12 protein-coding genes are annotated in these 16,346 nt (G+C 65.7%); all 12 read left to right on the top strand.

Going from position 1 to position 16,346, the window contains the following annotated elements:
- Positions 1 to 5: 5 nt before the first annotated feature.
- Entirely contained in the window at positions 6 to 1,076 is a 1,071-nt protein-coding gene (locus D6C00_RS09035; protein WP_241546918.1) for a pilus assembly protein PilM, read from the top strand.
- Between the two features lie 17 nt (positions 1,077 to 1,093).
- On the top strand, positions 1,094 to 1,672 hold the full coding sequence (locus D6C00_RS09030; RefSeq protein ID WP_125181420.1) for a PilN domain-containing protein: 579 nt from the start codon (positions 1,094 to 1,096) through the stop codon (positions 1,670 to 1,672).
- Between the two features lie 2 nt (positions 1,673 to 1,674).
- Entirely contained in the window at positions 1,675 to 2,289 is a 615-nt protein-coding gene (pilO, locus tag D6C00_RS09025; RefSeq protein WP_125182425.1) for a type IV pilus inner membrane component PilO, read from the top strand.
- Complete coding sequence (locus D6C00_RS09020) at positions 2,286 to 2,828, top strand: pilus assembly protein PilP (protein ID WP_241546836.1); 543 nt, start codon at positions 2,286 to 2,288, stop codon at positions 2,826 to 2,828. The genes pilO and D6C00_RS09020 overlap by 4 nt, the downstream gene beginning before the upstream one ends.
- Before the next feature lie 28 nt (positions 2,829 to 2,856).
- Complete coding sequence (pilQ, locus tag D6C00_RS09015; RefSeq protein ID WP_241546835.1) at positions 2,857 to 5,007, top strand: type IV pilus secretin PilQ; 2,151 nt, start codon at positions 2,857 to 2,859, stop codon at positions 5,005 to 5,007.
- Between the two features lie 55 nt (positions 5,008 to 5,062).
- Positions 5,063 to 5,626, top strand: coding sequence for a shikimate kinase AroK (gene aroK / locus D6C00_RS09010; RefSeq protein WP_125181419.1), 564 nt, complete (start codon positions 5,063 to 5,065; stop codon positions 5,624 to 5,626).
- Positions 5,627 to 5,711: 85 nt separating this feature from the next.
- Complete coding sequence (gene aroB, locus D6C00_RS09005; protein WP_125181418.1) at positions 5,712 to 6,794, top strand: 3-dehydroquinate synthase; 1,083 nt, start codon at positions 5,712 to 5,714, stop codon at positions 6,792 to 6,794.
- Positions 6,795 to 6,800: 6 nt separating this feature from the next.
- Positions 6,801 to 7,952, top strand: a complete 1,152-nt coding sequence (locus tag D6C00_RS09000) for a deoxyguanosinetriphosphate triphosphohydrolase (RefSeq protein ID WP_125181417.1) — start codon at positions 6,801 to 6,803, stop codon at positions 7,950 to 7,952.
- Positions 7,953 to 8,061: 109 nt separating this feature from the next.
- Positions 8,062 to 8,301 (top strand): WGR domain-containing protein, encoded by a 240-nt coding sequence (locus D6C00_RS08995; protein WP_158675372.1) that lies wholly within the window; start codon positions 8,062 to 8,064, stop codon positions 8,299 to 8,301.
- Entirely contained in the window at positions 8,298 to 9,878 is a 1,581-nt protein-coding gene (locus D6C00_RS08990) for an AAA family ATPase (protein WP_125181415.1), read from the top strand. Before D6C00_RS08995 ends, D6C00_RS08990 begins: the two co-directional genes overlap by 4 nt.
- A gap of 254 nt (positions 9,879 to 10,132) precedes the next feature.
- Positions 10,133 to 14,767: a glutamate synthase large subunit gene (gene gltB, locus D6C00_RS08985; RefSeq protein WP_125181414.1), complete on the top strand. Its 4,635-nt coding sequence runs from the start codon at positions 10,133 to 10,135 to the stop codon at positions 14,765 to 14,767.
- 4 nt (positions 14,768 to 14,771) lie between these two features.
- Entirely contained in the window at positions 14,772 to 16,223 is a 1,452-nt protein-coding gene (locus D6C00_RS08980) for a glutamate synthase subunit beta (protein WP_125181413.1), read from the top strand.
- Positions 16,224 to 16,346: the final 123 nt, after the last annotated feature.

The raw sequence follows: 16,346 nt of genomic DNA, 5'->3' as shown, positions 1-16,346 counted from the left end.
TGCCGATTGCGCAGATCTTCAAGCCCAGGAAGCCACCTCTGGTCGGACTCGACATCAGCTCCACCGCAGTCAAGCTGCTGGAACTGAGTCGCAGCGGCGACCGCTACCGGGTGGAAAGCTACGCGGTAGAGCCCCTGCCGCCCAACTCCGTCGTCGAAAAGAGCGTCACCGACGCCGATGCCGTCGGCGAGGCGGTACGCCGGGCGGTCAAACGCTCCGGCACCCGCGCCCGGCACGCGGCCGTGGCCGTGGCCGGCTCCTCCGTCATCACCAAGATCATCCCCATGCCGGCCTCCCTGTCCGACGCCGATATGGAGGCCCAGATCGAACTGGAAGCCGATCAGTACATCCCCTATCCCCTGGAAGAGGTCTACAAGGACTTCGAAGTCCTCGGTCCTTCCGCCAACAATCCGGATACGGTCGATGTACTGCTGGCCGCCTCGCGCAGCGAGAATGTCGACATGCGCCGGGCCGCGGTCGAGGCCGGCGGGCTCGACACCAAGGTGGTCGATATCGAGGCCTATGCCCTGGAGAACGCCTTCTCCCTGCTCAGCAGCCAGCTCGAGGACGAGGGCATCGAGAAGACCGTTGCGGTGGTCGATATCGGCGCAACCATGACCACGCTCAACGTCCTGCACGACCTCAAGATCATCTATACCCGCGATCAGGTCTTCGGCGGCAAGCAGCTGACCGAGGAGATCATGCGACGCTACGGCCTGTCCTACGAGGAGGCCGGCATGGCCAAGCGCCAGGGCGGCCTGCCGGACAACTATGTGCCGGAAGTGCTGGAGCCTTTCAAGGAGGCCATGGCGCAGCAGGTCAACCGATCCCTCCAGTTCTTTTTCTCTTCCAGCCAGTACAACAGCATCGATCAGATCGTGCTGGCCGGCGGCAGCGCTTCCATCCCCGGGGTGGACAGCCTGATCCAGGACCAGCTGGGCATCGACACCCTCATCGCCAATCCCTTCGCCAACATGTCGCTGGCCTCCAGGATCAAGACCCAGTCGCTCAGCAACGACGCACCTGCGCTGATGATCGCCTGCGGCCTGGCGCTGCGCAGTTTTGACGAGCGCTAAAGGGGGAGCACAAGGAAATGGCACGTATAAATCTTTTACCCTGGCGCGAGGAACTGCGCGCCCAGCAGCAGAAGGACTTCGTGGTCCAGGTCGTGCTGGCCGCCGTGTTCGGCGCCGCCATCTGGGGGCTGTGGCACATGCAGATGGCGGGAATGATCGAGAATCAGAACAGCCGCAACAGCTTCCTGCAGGCGGAGATCAAGAAGCTGGACAAGGAAATCCGCGAAATCAACGACCTCGAAAAGACCAAGACCAACCTGCTGGCCCGCATGAACGTCATCCAGGAACTGCAGAGCAACCGCCCCATGAGCGTACACCTGATGGACGAACTGGTGCGCACCCTGCCGGACGGGGTGCACCTGACCCAGTTCCAGCAGAACAGCACCAATCTCACCATCAACGGGGTGGCCCAGTCCAACGCCCGGGTATCGGCCTATATGCGCAATATCGACGGCTCCGACTGGCTCGCCAACCCCGGGCTGCAGGTCATCGAGACCAGGAAGAACGAGCGTTCCCGCACCGCCGAATTCACCCTCACGGCCAAGCAGAGGAATGCCCAGGCCGATGCAGACAAAGACGCCGGGGGTGATTCATGAACCTGGATCTGAACAGGCTCAACGAGCTCGACTTCAGCAACATCCACGCCTGGCCCCTGCCGGCCCGTATCTTCGTCATCATTCTGGTGGCGGCCGCAGTGACCTTCCTGGGCTACTGGTTCGACATCAAGGACCAGCAGGCTCAGCTGCAGAAGGTTGAGCGTGAGGAACAGGACCTCAAGTCCCAGTTCGAGTCCAAGGCGGCCAAGGCGGCCAATCTGGAGGCCTACAAGCAGCAGCTGGAGGAGATGCGCCAGAGCTTCGGAACCATGCTGCGCCAGCTGCCCAACAAGACCGAGGTGGCCGAGCTGCTGGTCGATGTCTCCCAGACCGGACTGGCCAGCGGCCTGGAATTCGAGCTGTTCAAACCAGAAAGCGAAATCCCGAAGGACTTCTACGCCGAGCTTCCCATCAGCATCCGCGTGCGCGGCAGCTATCACGAATTCGGCAACTTCGTCAGCGGCGTGGCCGCCCTGCCGCGCATCGTCACCATTCACGACATCGGCATCACGCCGGGCAAGGATGGAGACAACGCCCAGGGCGAACTGGTCATGGAGCTGACGGCTAAGACCTACCGCTATCTGGACGAGGATGAATCAGAGGAGGCGGGCCAGTGAAATCGACAATGGATCGCCCCGGCCGGATCGTCTGGCTGCTGAGTCTGTCCGCCATGGTAGCCTCCTGCAGCGGCGGCCAGACCGACGACCTGCGCCAGTACACGGAAGAGGTCCGGGCACGGCAGAACACACGCGTCGAACCCCTGCCCGAGTTCAAGCCCTACGAGACCTTTCTCTACCAGGCGGGCGAACTGCGCAGCCCCTTCCGACCCAGTGCCGGCGGCGCTCCGGACGACATCCTGACCGAGAGCCGCGACAATGGCGTGCGGCCGGACAGCAACCGTCCCCGCGAGGCGCTGGAGTCCTTCCCGCTGGACACCCTGCGCATGGTCGGCACGCTGGATCAGGGCGGCCAGTCCTGGGCGCTGGTACGCGCCAATGACGGCACCATTCACCGGGTTCAGCCGGGCAACCACCTGGGGCAGAATCACGGCAAAATCGTCAACATCACGGAATATGAAATCGAGTTAGTGGAAATCGTTCCGGACGGGCTGGGAGGCTGGATCGAACGCCAGGCCTCGCTCGCGCTCAGTGAATGATCCCATGGGGGGAAACAGGATGATCTCAATGCACATTGCCCACAACCGTCTCAGCCGCCCGCAGGCCCAGACCAGACCGGATACCATCATGACCCGACTGCAATCCCTCCTGATCGGCCTCGCCGTCCTGGTGTTTTCCCATGCCCTGGCGGCCCAGGAGAACGCACTGCAGGGTGTGGACGTCTCCTCCCTGCCCGGCAACAAGGTGCAGATCACGCTGAATATGGCCGAGCCGGCGGAAAAACCGCTGAGCTTCACCATCGACAACCCGGCCCGGATCGCGCTGGACCTCCCCAACACCACCAACCAGCTGGGCAGCAAGTCACGGAACATCGGCGTCGGCCTGGCCAAGAGCCTGACCGCGATCGAGGCCCAGGGCCGCACCCGCGTGGTACTCAATCTGGTTGAGAGCGCACCCTATGATCTGAAGAGCGAGGGCAACCGGATCGTACTGACCATCGGCGCCGGCGATGCCGCCGCCAGTCACACCGCAGCCACCGGCAACAGCCCGGCACCAGCGGCAACCGCCAACCGCGGCAGCCGCATCGAGAACGTCGACTTCCGCCGGGGCCCGGACGGCGAGGGCCGAGTCATGATCCATCTGTCAACGCCCAATATCCCGATCGACATGCGCCAGGAAGCCGGCAAGGTGGTACTGGACATCCAGAACACCCTGCTGCCCGAATCCCTGGAACGGCGACTGGACGTGGTCGATTTTGCCACCCCGGTACAGACCATCGACACCCGCAGCCAGGGCGGCAATGTACGCGTGACCATCGCCCCGCAAGGCGAGTACGAGCATATCGCCTACCAGTCCGACGAGCTGTTCACCGTCGAGGTGCGCGAGGTCAGCAAGGAAGAGCAGGAACAGCGCCAGCGCGAGGAGGTCGGTTACACCGGCGAGCGTCTGTCGCTGAATTTCCAGGACATCGAGGTACGCTCCGTACTGCAGCTGATCGCCGACTTCACCAGCACCAACATCGTGGTCAGCGACACCGTCAGCGGCAACATCACCCTGCGCCTGCAGAACGTGCCCTGGGACCAGGCCCTGGACATCGTGCTCAAGACCAAGGGCCTGGCCATGCGCAAGAACGATGACGTGATCCTGGTCGCGCCCAGCGAGGAACTGGCCGCGCGCGAGAAGCTGGAACTGGAATCCCAGAAACAGATCGAGGAACTGGCCCCGCTGTTCTCCGAGTTCATTCAGGTCAACTATGCCAAAGCCGGTGAACTGGCCTCCCTGCTCTCGGGCGAAGGCGGGCAGGGCGATTCCAGCCTGCTGTCCGAGCGCGGCTCAGTGACCATCGACCAGCGCACCAACACCCTGCTGATCAAGGACACCGCCGAGCGGCTGGAGGACATCCGGCGCCTGATCACCAGCCTGGACATCCCGGTCCGCCAGGTGATGATCGAATCGCGCATCGTCATCGCCAATGACGACTTCGCCCGCGATCTCGGTGTCAAGCTCGGCCTGACCAAGAACGACGTCTTCCAGAACGAGACCCGCGGCATCATCGGCGGCGGACTGCCCGGCGACCTGGCCCCTCCGGGCGGCGTGGTCGGCATCGAGAATCCCGCCGGCAGCGGCAACGAAGCCCTGATGGTTGACCTTCCGGTGGGTGATCCCGCAGGGGCACTCAACCTGCTGGTCGGCCGCGTCGGCCGCGACCTGCTGCGCCTGGAGCTGTCCGCGATGCAGGCCGAGGGCCGCGGCGAGGTACTGTCCAACCCGCGCGTGATCACCTCCAACCAGCACGAGGCCACCATCCAGCAGGGCGTGGAGATCCCCTACCAGGAGGCCTCCTCCAGCGGCGCGACCTCGGTCAGCTTCAAGGAAGCGGTACTGGAGCTGAAGGTCACCCCGCAGATCACGCCCGATGACCGCATCATCATGGACCTCGCCGTCAGCAAGGACAGCGTGGGCCAGGTCTTCGCCGGCGTACCCAGCATCAACACCCGCAACGTCTCCACCCAGGTGCTGGTCGACAATGGCGACACCGTGGTGCTGGGCGGCATCTACGAGCAGACCCAGCTCAACGAGGTGGACAAGGTGCCGTTCTTCGGCGACCTGCCCGGTGTCGGTGTCCTGTTCCGCCAGACCCGCAGGCAGGACGACAAGACCGAGCTGCTGATCTTCGTCACCCCGAAGATCATCAAACAGAGCCTGCGCGTCAACTGAGGGCGAGCCGCATCGGGCTTGCCCCACCCCGCCTTTTCTGGCATACCTGCCCGGCATGAAAATGCCGGGCAATTTATTTCTGGTCGGGCCGATGGGGGCCGGCAAATCCACCATCGGCCGCCAGCTCGCGCGCAGTCTGCACCGTGATTTTCACGACAGCGACCGCGAGATCGAGCTGCGCACCGGCGTGGATATCCCCTTCATCTTCGAAAAGGAAGGCGAGGAAGGCTTCCGTCGCCGCGAGGCCGAGGTCATCGACGACCTGACCCGCATGCAGGACATCGTGCTGGCCACAGGCGGCGGCGCCGTCACCCGCGAGATCAATCGCCGCCACCTGGCCGAACGCGGCACCGTCATCTACCTGCATACCTCGGTGGATCAGCAGCTGGCCCGCACCGCCCGCGACCGCAACCGCCCCCTGCTGCAGACCGAAAACCCGCGCGCCCGGCTGGAAACCCTCATGGCCGAACGCGAGCCTCGGTACCGCGAGCTGGCCAGCCTGGTGATCGAGACCGACGGCCGCAGCGTCAAGGACGTGGTGCGCGAGATCGTCCAGCGGCTGGACGCCGGCGGTGAGGACCAGCACCGACCCCCGCCTGACCGAGCCCGCCGGCGCTAACCCCGGCCCGCTCACCGACGGCTTTACTCGCGGCCGCCTCAGTCCGTATAGTGCTGAATTTATCTGCAAAAGAAACTCAATCCTCATGAAGACCCTGTACGTCGAACTCGGCGAACGCAGCTATCCCATCCACATCGGTCCCGGCCTGCTCCGGCGCACGGACCTGCTCCAGCCCGCCATCCACGGCCGCCAGGTCATGATCGTCACCAACGAGACCATTGCCCCGCTGTACCTGGAATCGACACAGCAGGGTCTGGCGGGTTTCGAGGTCCGGAGCGTGATCCTGCCCGACGGCGAGCAGTACAAGAACCTCGACACCCTCAACCGCATCTTCGACGCCCTGCTCGAGCACCGCTTCAACCGCAAGTGCACCCTGGTTGCACTCGGCGGCGGGGTGATCGGCGATCTCGCCGGCTTCGCCGCCGCCAGCTACCAGCGCGGGGTGGATTTCATCCAGATTCCCACCACCCTGCTGGCCCAGGTCGACTCCTCGGTGGGCGGCAAGACCGGGGTGAACCACCGGCTCGGCAAGAACATGATCGGCGCCTTCCACCAGCCCAACTGTGTGCTGGCCGACACCGACACCCTCTCCACCCTGGACGACCGTCAGCTGGCCGCAGGCCTGGCCGAAATCATAAAATACGGCCTGATCCGCGACGCTGACTTCTTCAACTGGCTGGAACAGAACATGGACCTGCTCACGGCGCGCGACACCGACGCCCTGATCTTCGCCGTCGCCCGCTCCTGCCTGAACAAGGCCGAGGTGGTGGCCGCCGACGAGCGCGAAAGCGGCCAGCGCGCCCTGCTCAACCTGGGCCATACCTTCGGTCACGCCATCGAGACCGGCATGGGCTACGGCGCCTGGCTGCATGGCGAGGCCATCGCCACCGGCATGCTGCTGGCCGCACAGCTGTCCGCGCGTCAGGGCTGGCTCGAGCCCGGCGAGGTCGACCGCATCGGGCATCTGCTCGCCCGGGCCGGCCTGCCGACCCGCATTCCCGGCGACATGTCCACGCAGCAGTTCCTGGACCTGATGGCGGTCGACAAGAAGGTGATGGACAGCGGCCTGCGCCTGGTCCTGCTGGAGGCCATCGGCGCGGCCGTGGTCACCGACGCCTTCGACCCCGAACAGCTACGCGCCACACTGGACGCCGCCCATGAGGAATGAGCCCCGATGAACGGCTATGCCGCCTGCGCGGCCAGCGATGCCAACTCCCGCGGCCGCCGCCACCCGGAACCGCCCCCCAGCCATCGCAGCGAGTTCCAGCGCGACCGCGACCGTATCATTCACTCGGCCGCCTTCCGCCGGCTGGAATACAAGACCCAGGTCTTCGTCAATCACGAGGGCGACCTGTTCCGCACCCGCCTGACCCATTCCATCGAGGTCGCCCAGATCGCGCGCACCATCGCCCGGGCACTGCAGCTCAACGAGGACCTGACCGAGACCATCGCCCTGGCCCATGATCTCGGCCACACCCCCTTCGGCCATGCCGGCCAGGACGCGCTCAACGCCTGCATGAAGGATCACGGCGGCTTCGAACACAACCTGCAGTCGCTGCGGGTGGTGGACGAACTGGAGGAGCGCTATGCCGAGTTCCGCGGCCTGAATCTGACCTTCGAAGCGCGCGAGGGCATCCTCAAGCACTGCTCCCTGCCGCAGGCGAAACTGCTGGGCGAGATCGGCGAACGGTTTCTGAACAAGCGCCAGCCCGGCCTGGAGGCCCAGCTGACCAACCTGGCCGACGAGATCGCCTACAACAGCCATGATGTCGATGACGGCCTGCGCGCCGGCCTGATCACGCTGGAGCAGCTGAACGCCATAGACCTGTTCCGGGAGCAGTACGATGAGGTGCGCAGTCGCTACCCCGATCTGCCCGAACGACGCAGCATCCACGAGGTGGTGCGCCGCCTGATCAACTGTCAGGCCCTGGATCTGATCGAGACCAGCCGCCAGCGCCTGGACGCCGCCGCCCCGGCCGACATCGATGCGGTACGCGCGCGGCCCGAGCCCCTGATCGCCTTCAGCGACGGCATGCGCGAGAAGAACCTGGAGCTCAAGCGCTTCCTGCGCACCCACCTGTACCGCCATTACCGCGTGCACCGCATGACGGCCAAGGCCACGCGCGTCATCCAGGCCCTGTTCGCGGCCTTCTTCGACGACGTCCGGCTGATGCCGCAGGAGGCGCAGCAGGCCTGCGCCGAGCTGGCCGAGCACCAGGGCGAGGCCGGCCGCGCCCGGGCCGTGGCCGATTACATCGCCGGCATGACCGACCGCTTCGCCATTGCCGAATACGAAAGGGTGTATAATCCGAAGGAGCTGACCTGAGGTCAGCGCCTTCGGAGGTGCAAGTGCCAGGATACAAGATACAAGTATTTGGTTAGCAACTTGCATCCTGCCCCCTGTATTTTGTATCTAACGAACCATGCGCCTCTATATGCAGATACCCGCCGCCGACGGCAGCGCCCCGCGCTACTATCACCTGCACCTGCAGGAGGACCTGCTCGAGGGCTGGAATCTGGTGCGTGAGTGGGGCCACCAGGGCGCCGGCGGGCGCGTAATCAAGGACCATTACCCGGACCACGACCAGGCCATGGAAGCACTCGTGCGCCTGCGCGACGAGCAGCTCAGGCGTGGCTACCGCATTGTCTTTGCCCAGGGACAGGAACAGCCTTGAACCGCGAAGCCTCACAACAGAGCCAGCCGCCGGACTATGTAGCGGCCCTCAATCTGGACACCGACCCTTTCCAGGACCGCCACGAACCGCGCTTCTTCTACGCCGACCCGGTGCTGATGCAGCGCCTGGACCTGCTCCAGCACCTGACCCGTTTCAGCGAGCAGCTGCTGTACGTGCGCGCGCCAGAGGGAGCAGGCAAGACCATGCTGCTGCACCAGCTGCGGCTGCGCGCAGCCGACAACTGGCACACCTGCCAACTGGACGGCGCCGCCATGGGCTCGCCCGCCGAACTCTATGTCCAGCTCTCGCGCTGCTTCCCCGACGCTGCGGCCGAGAACACCGAGCATTTCGGCTCCGACCTCATCCATTATTGCCTGGGCCTGCAGCAGAGCGGTCAGCTGGCCGTGCTTGTCATCGATGACGCCGAGCGCCTGCCGGCGCCGGTGCTCGAGGCCCTGCTGGGACTGGCCCGTTCACCGGCCGAGACACTCAAGGCGCTGCGCATCCTGGTATTCGCCACACCGGCGCTGGACACCACCCTGCAGTCACTGGCGGCGGCCAGCCCCGGGGATGCACTGGTACACACCCTGGATCTGCCGCCGTTCGACGAACAGCAAAGCGCTGCCTACCTGATGTACCGGCTGGCGATCGCGGGCTATTCCGGCGACAGTCCCTTCAGCGCCACCGAGGTTCGCGCTATGCACAAGACCGCCGCCGGCCGGCCCGGTGAGCTCAACCGTCTGGCGCGCGAAACCCTGTTGGAGCAGAACCAGCAGCGCGCCGGTCTGCGGCAAGCCGCCGGCGCCGTGCGCAGACCGCAACGCGGAGCCTGGATCGCAGGTGTGGCACTGACAGCTGTCGCCCTCATAGCCGGCGGCTTGTGGTATCTGGGCAGCCGCGCCCCGGAGCTGCCCCTGCTGAGCGAGCAGACCGTCCAGCTGCCCCCGGCCAATCCCCTGGTCCCGCCCGTGGACACGCCGCCCGCGGCCATCGACCCGGAACCGGACACCCGGCCACCGGAGGTCCCGGTCCGATCCGGAACGGACGCCGCACCCGTCCCGCCGGCGCTGGTGCAGGCCCCGGATATGCAGGAACCGCAGGCGCCCGCCGGCGATCCCGAACCGGCGCCGGAGCCTGCCCCGGAACCCGCTCCCGAAGCGGTCGCCCCCGAAAGCCCGGCGGCGACCGATGCGCCGGCTGCAACGACCGCACCGGAGCTGGAAACGCCGGATGGCCCCGAAGAGACCGCCGTACCGGTCGCTCCCGCCGACTCCGATGCCGCAGCGGCACCGGACTGGCTGACAGAACAGCCCGGCGGATACTACACCCTGCAACTGCTCGGCGCCCGCGCCCCGGAGACGGTGGAACGCTTTCTTGCCCGACATGGCGAGCGAATCGAGCTGCACCCCATCCGCACCTGGCGCGGTGATGCCGCCTGGCACATCGTGGTCACCGGCAGCTACCCTGACCGGGCCGCGGCAACCGCTGCCCTCGCGGCCCTGCCCGCGCCCCTGCGCAAGCTCCAGCCCTGGCCGCGGCGCTTCGAGCAGATCCGCGCCGAACTGCCCCCGGAGTGAGGCTGCCGGCACCGGTCACGGCCTCCGCCGACCGTCCCATACCCTGTACAAAGTCGGTTTGAACCGCCTGATCGGCGGCGCTATACTTGCCGACCGCTCGGGGTTTGCCCAGGTAGCCGCACGCACTAGGGACACAGGCAGACCCGTGTCCACGGAATCCTGGCCCGCATCGTTCGCCACAATCCAGAGCGACGCGGGCTTGCCCCGCCGCGGCCATTCCACAGTCTTCGAATTGGATTGAGAGAGGTTCTACCATGAGCCGAGGTGCATTGCCGCCCAAACAGGGGTTGTATGACCCTGACAACGAACACGACGCCTGCGGCGTCGGTTTCGTCGCCAACATCAAGGGCCGCAAGAGTCATGCGATCGTCCGCCAGGGCCTGCAGATCCTGGAAAACCTGACCCATCGTGGCGCTGTCGGGGCCGACCCGAAGGCCGGCGACGGGGCGGGTATCCTGATGCAGATCCCGGACGCCTTTCTGCGCGCGGAATGCACCGATCTGGATTTCGAGCTGCCGCCGCCGGGCGAATACGGCGTGGGCATGCTGTTTCTGCCCCGCGACGCCCGCGGCCGGGCCGAGTGCGAGGCCCTGCTCGAGGCGACCCTGCAGGCCGAGGGCCAGGGTCTGCTGGGCTGGCGCGACGTACCCACCGACGCCGGCTGCCTGGGCGAGAGCGTGTTGCCCCTGGAACCGGTCGTACGCCAGATCTTCATCCAACGTGGCGAGAACTGCCCCGATTATGCCGCCTTCGAGCGCAAACTCTTCATTATCCGCAAGGTGGTGGAGAACCGGGTGCTGGACTCCGATTTCCCGGGCAGGGAGCAGTTCTACATCAACTCCCTATCCAGCCAGACCCTCGTCTATAAAGGTATGCTGCTGGCCAACCAGGTCGATGCCTACTTCCAGGACCTGAAGGACGAGCGCATGGTCTCGGCTCTGGCGCTGGTGCATCAGCGCTTCTCCACCAACACCTTCCCGTCCTGGGACCTGGCCCACCCCTTCCGCATGATCGCCCACAACGGCGAGATCAACACCCTGCGCGGCAACGTCAACTGGATGCGGGCACGGCGCCATTCCATGGCCTCGAAGCTGTTCGGCGACGACATCGACAAGATCTGGCCGCTGATCCCCGAGGGCCAGTCCGACTCGGCCAGTTTCGACAATGCGCTCGAGCTGCTGGTGCTGGCCGGCTATTCGCTCTCCCACGCCATGATGATGCTGATTCCGGAAGCCTGGTCCGGCAACCCGCTGATGGACGAGGAACGCCGCGCCTTCTACGAATACCACGCCGCCCTGATGGAACCCTGGGACGGCCCGGCCGCCGTGGCCTTCACCGACGGCCGCCAGATCGGCGCCACCCTGGACCGCAACGGCCTGCGCCCGGCGCGCTACCTCATCACCGACGACGACCTGGTGGTCATGGCCTCGGAGATGGGCGTGCTGGACATCCCGGAGGAGAAGATCGTCACCAAGTGGCGACTGCAGCCGGGCAAGATGTTCCTCATCGACCTGGAGGAAGGCCGCATCATCGATGACGCCGAGATCAAGTCCGGCCTGGCGCGCGCCCACCCCTACCAGGCCTGGCTGGACCAGACCCAGATCCACCTGAAGAACCTGCCGGCCGCGGCCGAGGGCAACGGCGGCGATCCGGCCACCCTGCTGGACCGCCAGCAGGCCTTCGGCTACACCCAGGAAGATCTGCGCATGCTGATGACCCCCATGGCCGCCACCGGCCAGGAGGCGATCGGCTCCATGGGCGCGGACAATCCGCTGGCGGTGCTGTCGAACAAGCCCAAGCCGCTGTTCAACTACTTCAAGCAGAATTTCGCCCAGGTCACCAACCCGCCGATCGACCCGATCCGCGAGGAGCTGGTGATGTCGCTGGTCTCGCTGATCGGCCCGCGGCCGAACCTGCTGGACCAGGACGCCGCCGGCAGCCACATGCGCCTGGAAGTGCACCAGCCGATCCTGACCAACAAGGATCTGGAGCGCATCCGCAATATCGAGAAGACCACCGACGGCGCCTTCCGCACCCAGACACTGGACATCTGCTATGCGGCGCAGACCGGCGCGACCGGCATGGAAGCCGCGCTGGAGACCCTGTGCGGACAGGCCGAGGCGGCCGTGCGCGAGGGCTTCAATATCCTGATTCTGTCCGACCGCGGTGTGTCGGCCGAGCGTCTGCCCATCCCTGCATTGCTGGCCACCAGCGCGGTACACCACCACCTGGTGCGCCAGGGCCTGCGCACCGAGGCCGGCCTGGTGCTGGAATCCGGCGCGCCACGCGAGGTGCACCACTTCTGCGTGCTGGCCGGCTACGGCGCCGAGGCGATCAACCCCTATCTCGCCTTCGAGACCCTGTCCTCGCTGCACGACTTCCCCGAGGGCGTGGAAGAGACCGACCTGCACAAACGCTACATCAAGGCGGCGGGCAAGGGCATGCTCAAGGTGATGTCCAAGATGGGCATCTCCACCTACCAGTCCTACTGCGGCGCCCAGATCTTCGACGCCGTCGGCCTGCAGCAGAGCTTCGTGGACAGGTACTTCGCCGGCACCGCCTCCATGATCGAGGGCGCCGGCCTGGCCGAGATCGCCGAGGAGACCGTGCGCTGCCACCGCGACGCCTTCGGCGATGCGCCCATCTATCGCAACGCCCTGGATGTGGGCGGCGACTATGCCTTCCGCATCCGCGGCGAGGATCACATCTGGACGCCGGAGACCATCGGCAAGCTGCAGCACGCCGCACGCGCCAATGACTTCAGCACCTTCGGCGAGTTCTCCAAAGCGATCAACGAGCAGAGCGAGCGCCTGCTGACCCTGCGCGGTCTGTTCGATTTCAAATTCGCCAATGAGCCGGTTCCGTTGGACGAGGTCGAACCCGCCAAGGAGATCGTCAAGCGCTTCGCCACCGGGGCCATGTCCTTCGGCTCCATCTCCTGGGAGGCGCACACCACCCTGGCCGTCGCCATGAACCGCATCGGCGGCAAGTCCAACACCGGCGAGGGCGGCGAGGAGCCGGCTCGCTTCAAGCCGATGGAAAACGGCGACTCCATGCGCTCGGCCATCAAACAGGTGGCATCGGGCCGCTTCGGTGTGACCGCCGAGTACCTGGTCAACGCCGACGACATCCAGATCAAGATGGCCCAGGGCGCCAAGCCCGGCGAGGGCGGTCAGCTGCCCGGCCACAAGGTCAACGAGTGGATCGCCAAGGTGCGCCACTCCACCCCGGGCGTGGGCCTGATCTCCCCGCCGCCGCATCACGACATCTACTCCATCGAGGACCTGGCGCAGCTGATCCACGATCTCAAGAACGTAAATCCCAAAGCCCGCATCAGCGTCAAGCTGGTCTCCGAGGTGGGCGTGGGCACGGTGGCCGCGGGTGTGTCCAAGGCGCACGCCGACCATGTCACCATCGCCGGCTACGACGGCGGCACCGGCGCCTCACCGCTGACCTCGATCAAGCATGCCGGCAGCCCGTGGGAGATCGGCCTGGCCGAGACCCATCAGACCCTGGTGCTCAACCGTCTGCGTTCGCGCATCGCGGTGCAGGTCGACGGCGGCATGCGCACCGGACGCGACGTGGTGGTGGGCGCACTGCTGGGCGCCGACGAGTTCGGCTTCGCCACCGCGCCGCTGATCGTCGAGGGCTGCATCATGATGCGCAAGTGTCATCTCAACACCTGCCCGGTCGGCGTGGCCACTCAGGATGCGGAACTGCGCAAGCGCTTCACCGGCAAGCCCGAGCACGTGGTCAACTACTTCTTCTTCGTCGCCGAGGAAGTGCGCCAGCTGATGGCCCAGCTCGGCTTCCGCACCATGAACGAGATGATCGGCCGGCTGGACCGGCTGGACATGCGCAAGGCCATCAACCACTGGAAGGCGCGCGGCCTGGATTATTCCCGCATCCTGCACCTGCCAGCCACCGCCGCCGACGAGCCGCTGTACAACTGCGAGACGCAGGATCATGGCCTGGATCAGGCGCTGGACCGAACGCTCATCGAGCAGGCCATGCCGGCGCTGGAACGCGGCGAACCGGTCAGGATCACTACGCCGGTGAAGAACATCAACCGTTCCGTGGGCGCCATGCTCTCGGGCGAGGTCGCCAGGCGTTATGGCCACGAGGGCCTGCCCGAGGACAGCATCTACATCAAGCTGACCGGTATCGCCGGCCAGAGCTTCGGCGCCTGGGCCGCCCACGGTGTGACCCTGGAGCTGGAAGGGGAGGCCAACGATTATGTCGGCAAGGGTCTGTCCGGTGGCCGCCTGGTGGTGTATCCGCCGAAAGTCAGCCGCTTCACCGCCGAGGACAACATCATCGTCGGCAACACGGTGCTCTACGGTGCGATCACCGGCGAGTGCTTCTTCCGCGGTGTCGCCGGCGAACGCTTCGCCGTGCGCAACTCCGGCGCCCATGCGGTGATCGAAGGCGTGGGCGACCACGGCTGCGAGTACATGACCGGCGGCGTGGTGGTGGTGCTGGGCGAGACCGGCCGCAACTTCGCCGCCGGCATGAGCGGCGGCATCGCCTATGTGCTGGACGAGGACGACTCCTTCAAGGATCGCTGCAACCTGGCCATGGTCGAGCTCGAGCCCGTACCGGAAGAGGATGTCGCCCTGGAAGCACTGGATCATCAGGGCGGCGACCTGGAGACCCACGGCAAGGTCGACATCGGCGACATGACCCGCTTCGACGCACTGCGCCTGAAGCGGCTCATCCGCAAACACCTGCATTACACCAACAGCGAAGTGGCGCGCCGCATCCTCGACGACTGGGACAGCTATCTGCCCCGGTTCGTCAAGGTGATGCCGGTGGACTATCGCCGCGCCCTGGAGGACATGAAGCAGTCCCAGGCGCAGGAACTGGCAGCCGCGGCCGGAGGAAAGTAAATCTATGGGTAAGCCAACGGGTTTCATGGAGTATCCGCTGGTCGACCGGACCTATGAACCGGTCGAGCAGCGCCTCAAGCATTACCACGAGTTCGTCATCCCGCTCTCCGAGGACCAGCTCAAGCTGCAGGGCGCGCGCTGCATGGACTGCGGTATCCCCTTCTGCCACCAGGGCTGCCCGGTCAACAACATCATTCCGGACTGGAACGATCTGGTCTATCACGGCGACTGGCAGCGCGCCAGCGAGGTGCTGCACTCGACCAACAACTTCCCCGAGTTCACCGGCCGCATCTGCCCGGCACCCTGCCAGGAAGCCTGCACCCTGAACATCGAGGACGAGCCGGTCACCATCAAGTCCATCGAATGCGCCATCGTAGACAAGGCCTTCGAGCAGGGCTGGATCCAGCCGCAGCCGCCGGCGCAGAAAACCGGCAAGCGCGTCGCCGTGGTCGGCTCGGGGCCTGCCGGCATGGCCTGTGCCCAGCAGCTGGCGCGCGCCGGCCATGATGTGGTGCTGTTCGAAAAGGCCGACCGCATCGGCGGCCTGCTGCGCTACGGCATCCCCGACTTCAAGATGGACAAGCCCATCATCGACCGGCGCATGGAACAGATGGCCGCCGAAGGCGTGGAGTTCCGGCCCAACACCCATGTGGGCGTGGACATCCCCGCCGGCCAGCTGCTGGACGAATTCGACGCCGTGGCCCTGACCGGCGGCGCCGAGCAGCCGCGCGACCTGCCGGTCCCGGGACGCGATCTCGACGGCGTGCACTTCGCCATGGAATTCCTGCCCCAGCAGAACCGGCGCGTGGCCGGCGACTCCGTACCGGAGGACGTCGCCATCACGGCGAAGGACAAGCACGTCATCGTCATCGGCGGCGGCGACACCGGCTCGGACTGCATCGGCACCTCCAACCGCCAGGGCGCGAAAACCGTCACCCAGCTGGAGATCATGCCCAAACCCCCGGAAAAGGAGAACAAGGGCCTGACCTGGCCGGAATGGCCCAACAAGCTGCGCACCTCCAGTTCGCACGAAGAGGGCTGCGAGCGCATGTGGTCGGTCACCACCAGGGAACTGCTCGGCGACAACGGCAGGGTCAACACCATCAGGTGCGCCAGGGTCGAGTGGAGCAGGGACGACAAGGGTGCCTGGCAGATGAGCGAAGTGCCCGGCAGCGAGTTCGACCTCAAGGCCGACCTGGTCCTGCTGGCGATGGGCTTCACCCAGCCGGTGCACCAGGGCATGCTGGACGAGCTCGGCGTGGAGTATGATGCCCGCGGCAACGTCAAGGGCAACACCGAGGGCGAGATGGCCTATTACACCTCGCTGGACAAGGTCTTCGCCGCCGGCGACATGCGCCGGGGCCAGTCGCTGGTGGTATGGGCCATCCGCGAAGGCCGCCAGTGCGCCCGCGCCGTCGACGAATACCTGATGGGGACTTCGGACCTGCCGCGTTAAGTTTTGAACCTCCAAGGCGCCAGGCACGCCAAGAAATACCTGGTCAATGCATGACTGGATCTTATTAAACTCGGCTGATTGTACTGCCAGTCATATACATGCTCTTGTTTATGTTTAATAGCT

Origin of the sequence: Thiohalobacter thiocyanaticus (assembly GCF_003932505.1) — a bacterium.
Lineage (GTDB): Bacteria > Pseudomonadota > Gammaproteobacteria > Thiohalobacterales > Thiohalobacteraceae > Thiohalobacter > Thiohalobacter thiocyanaticus.
Note: the sequence above shows the minus strand (reverse complement) of the source record. Positions and strands in the feature narration are given on the sequence as shown.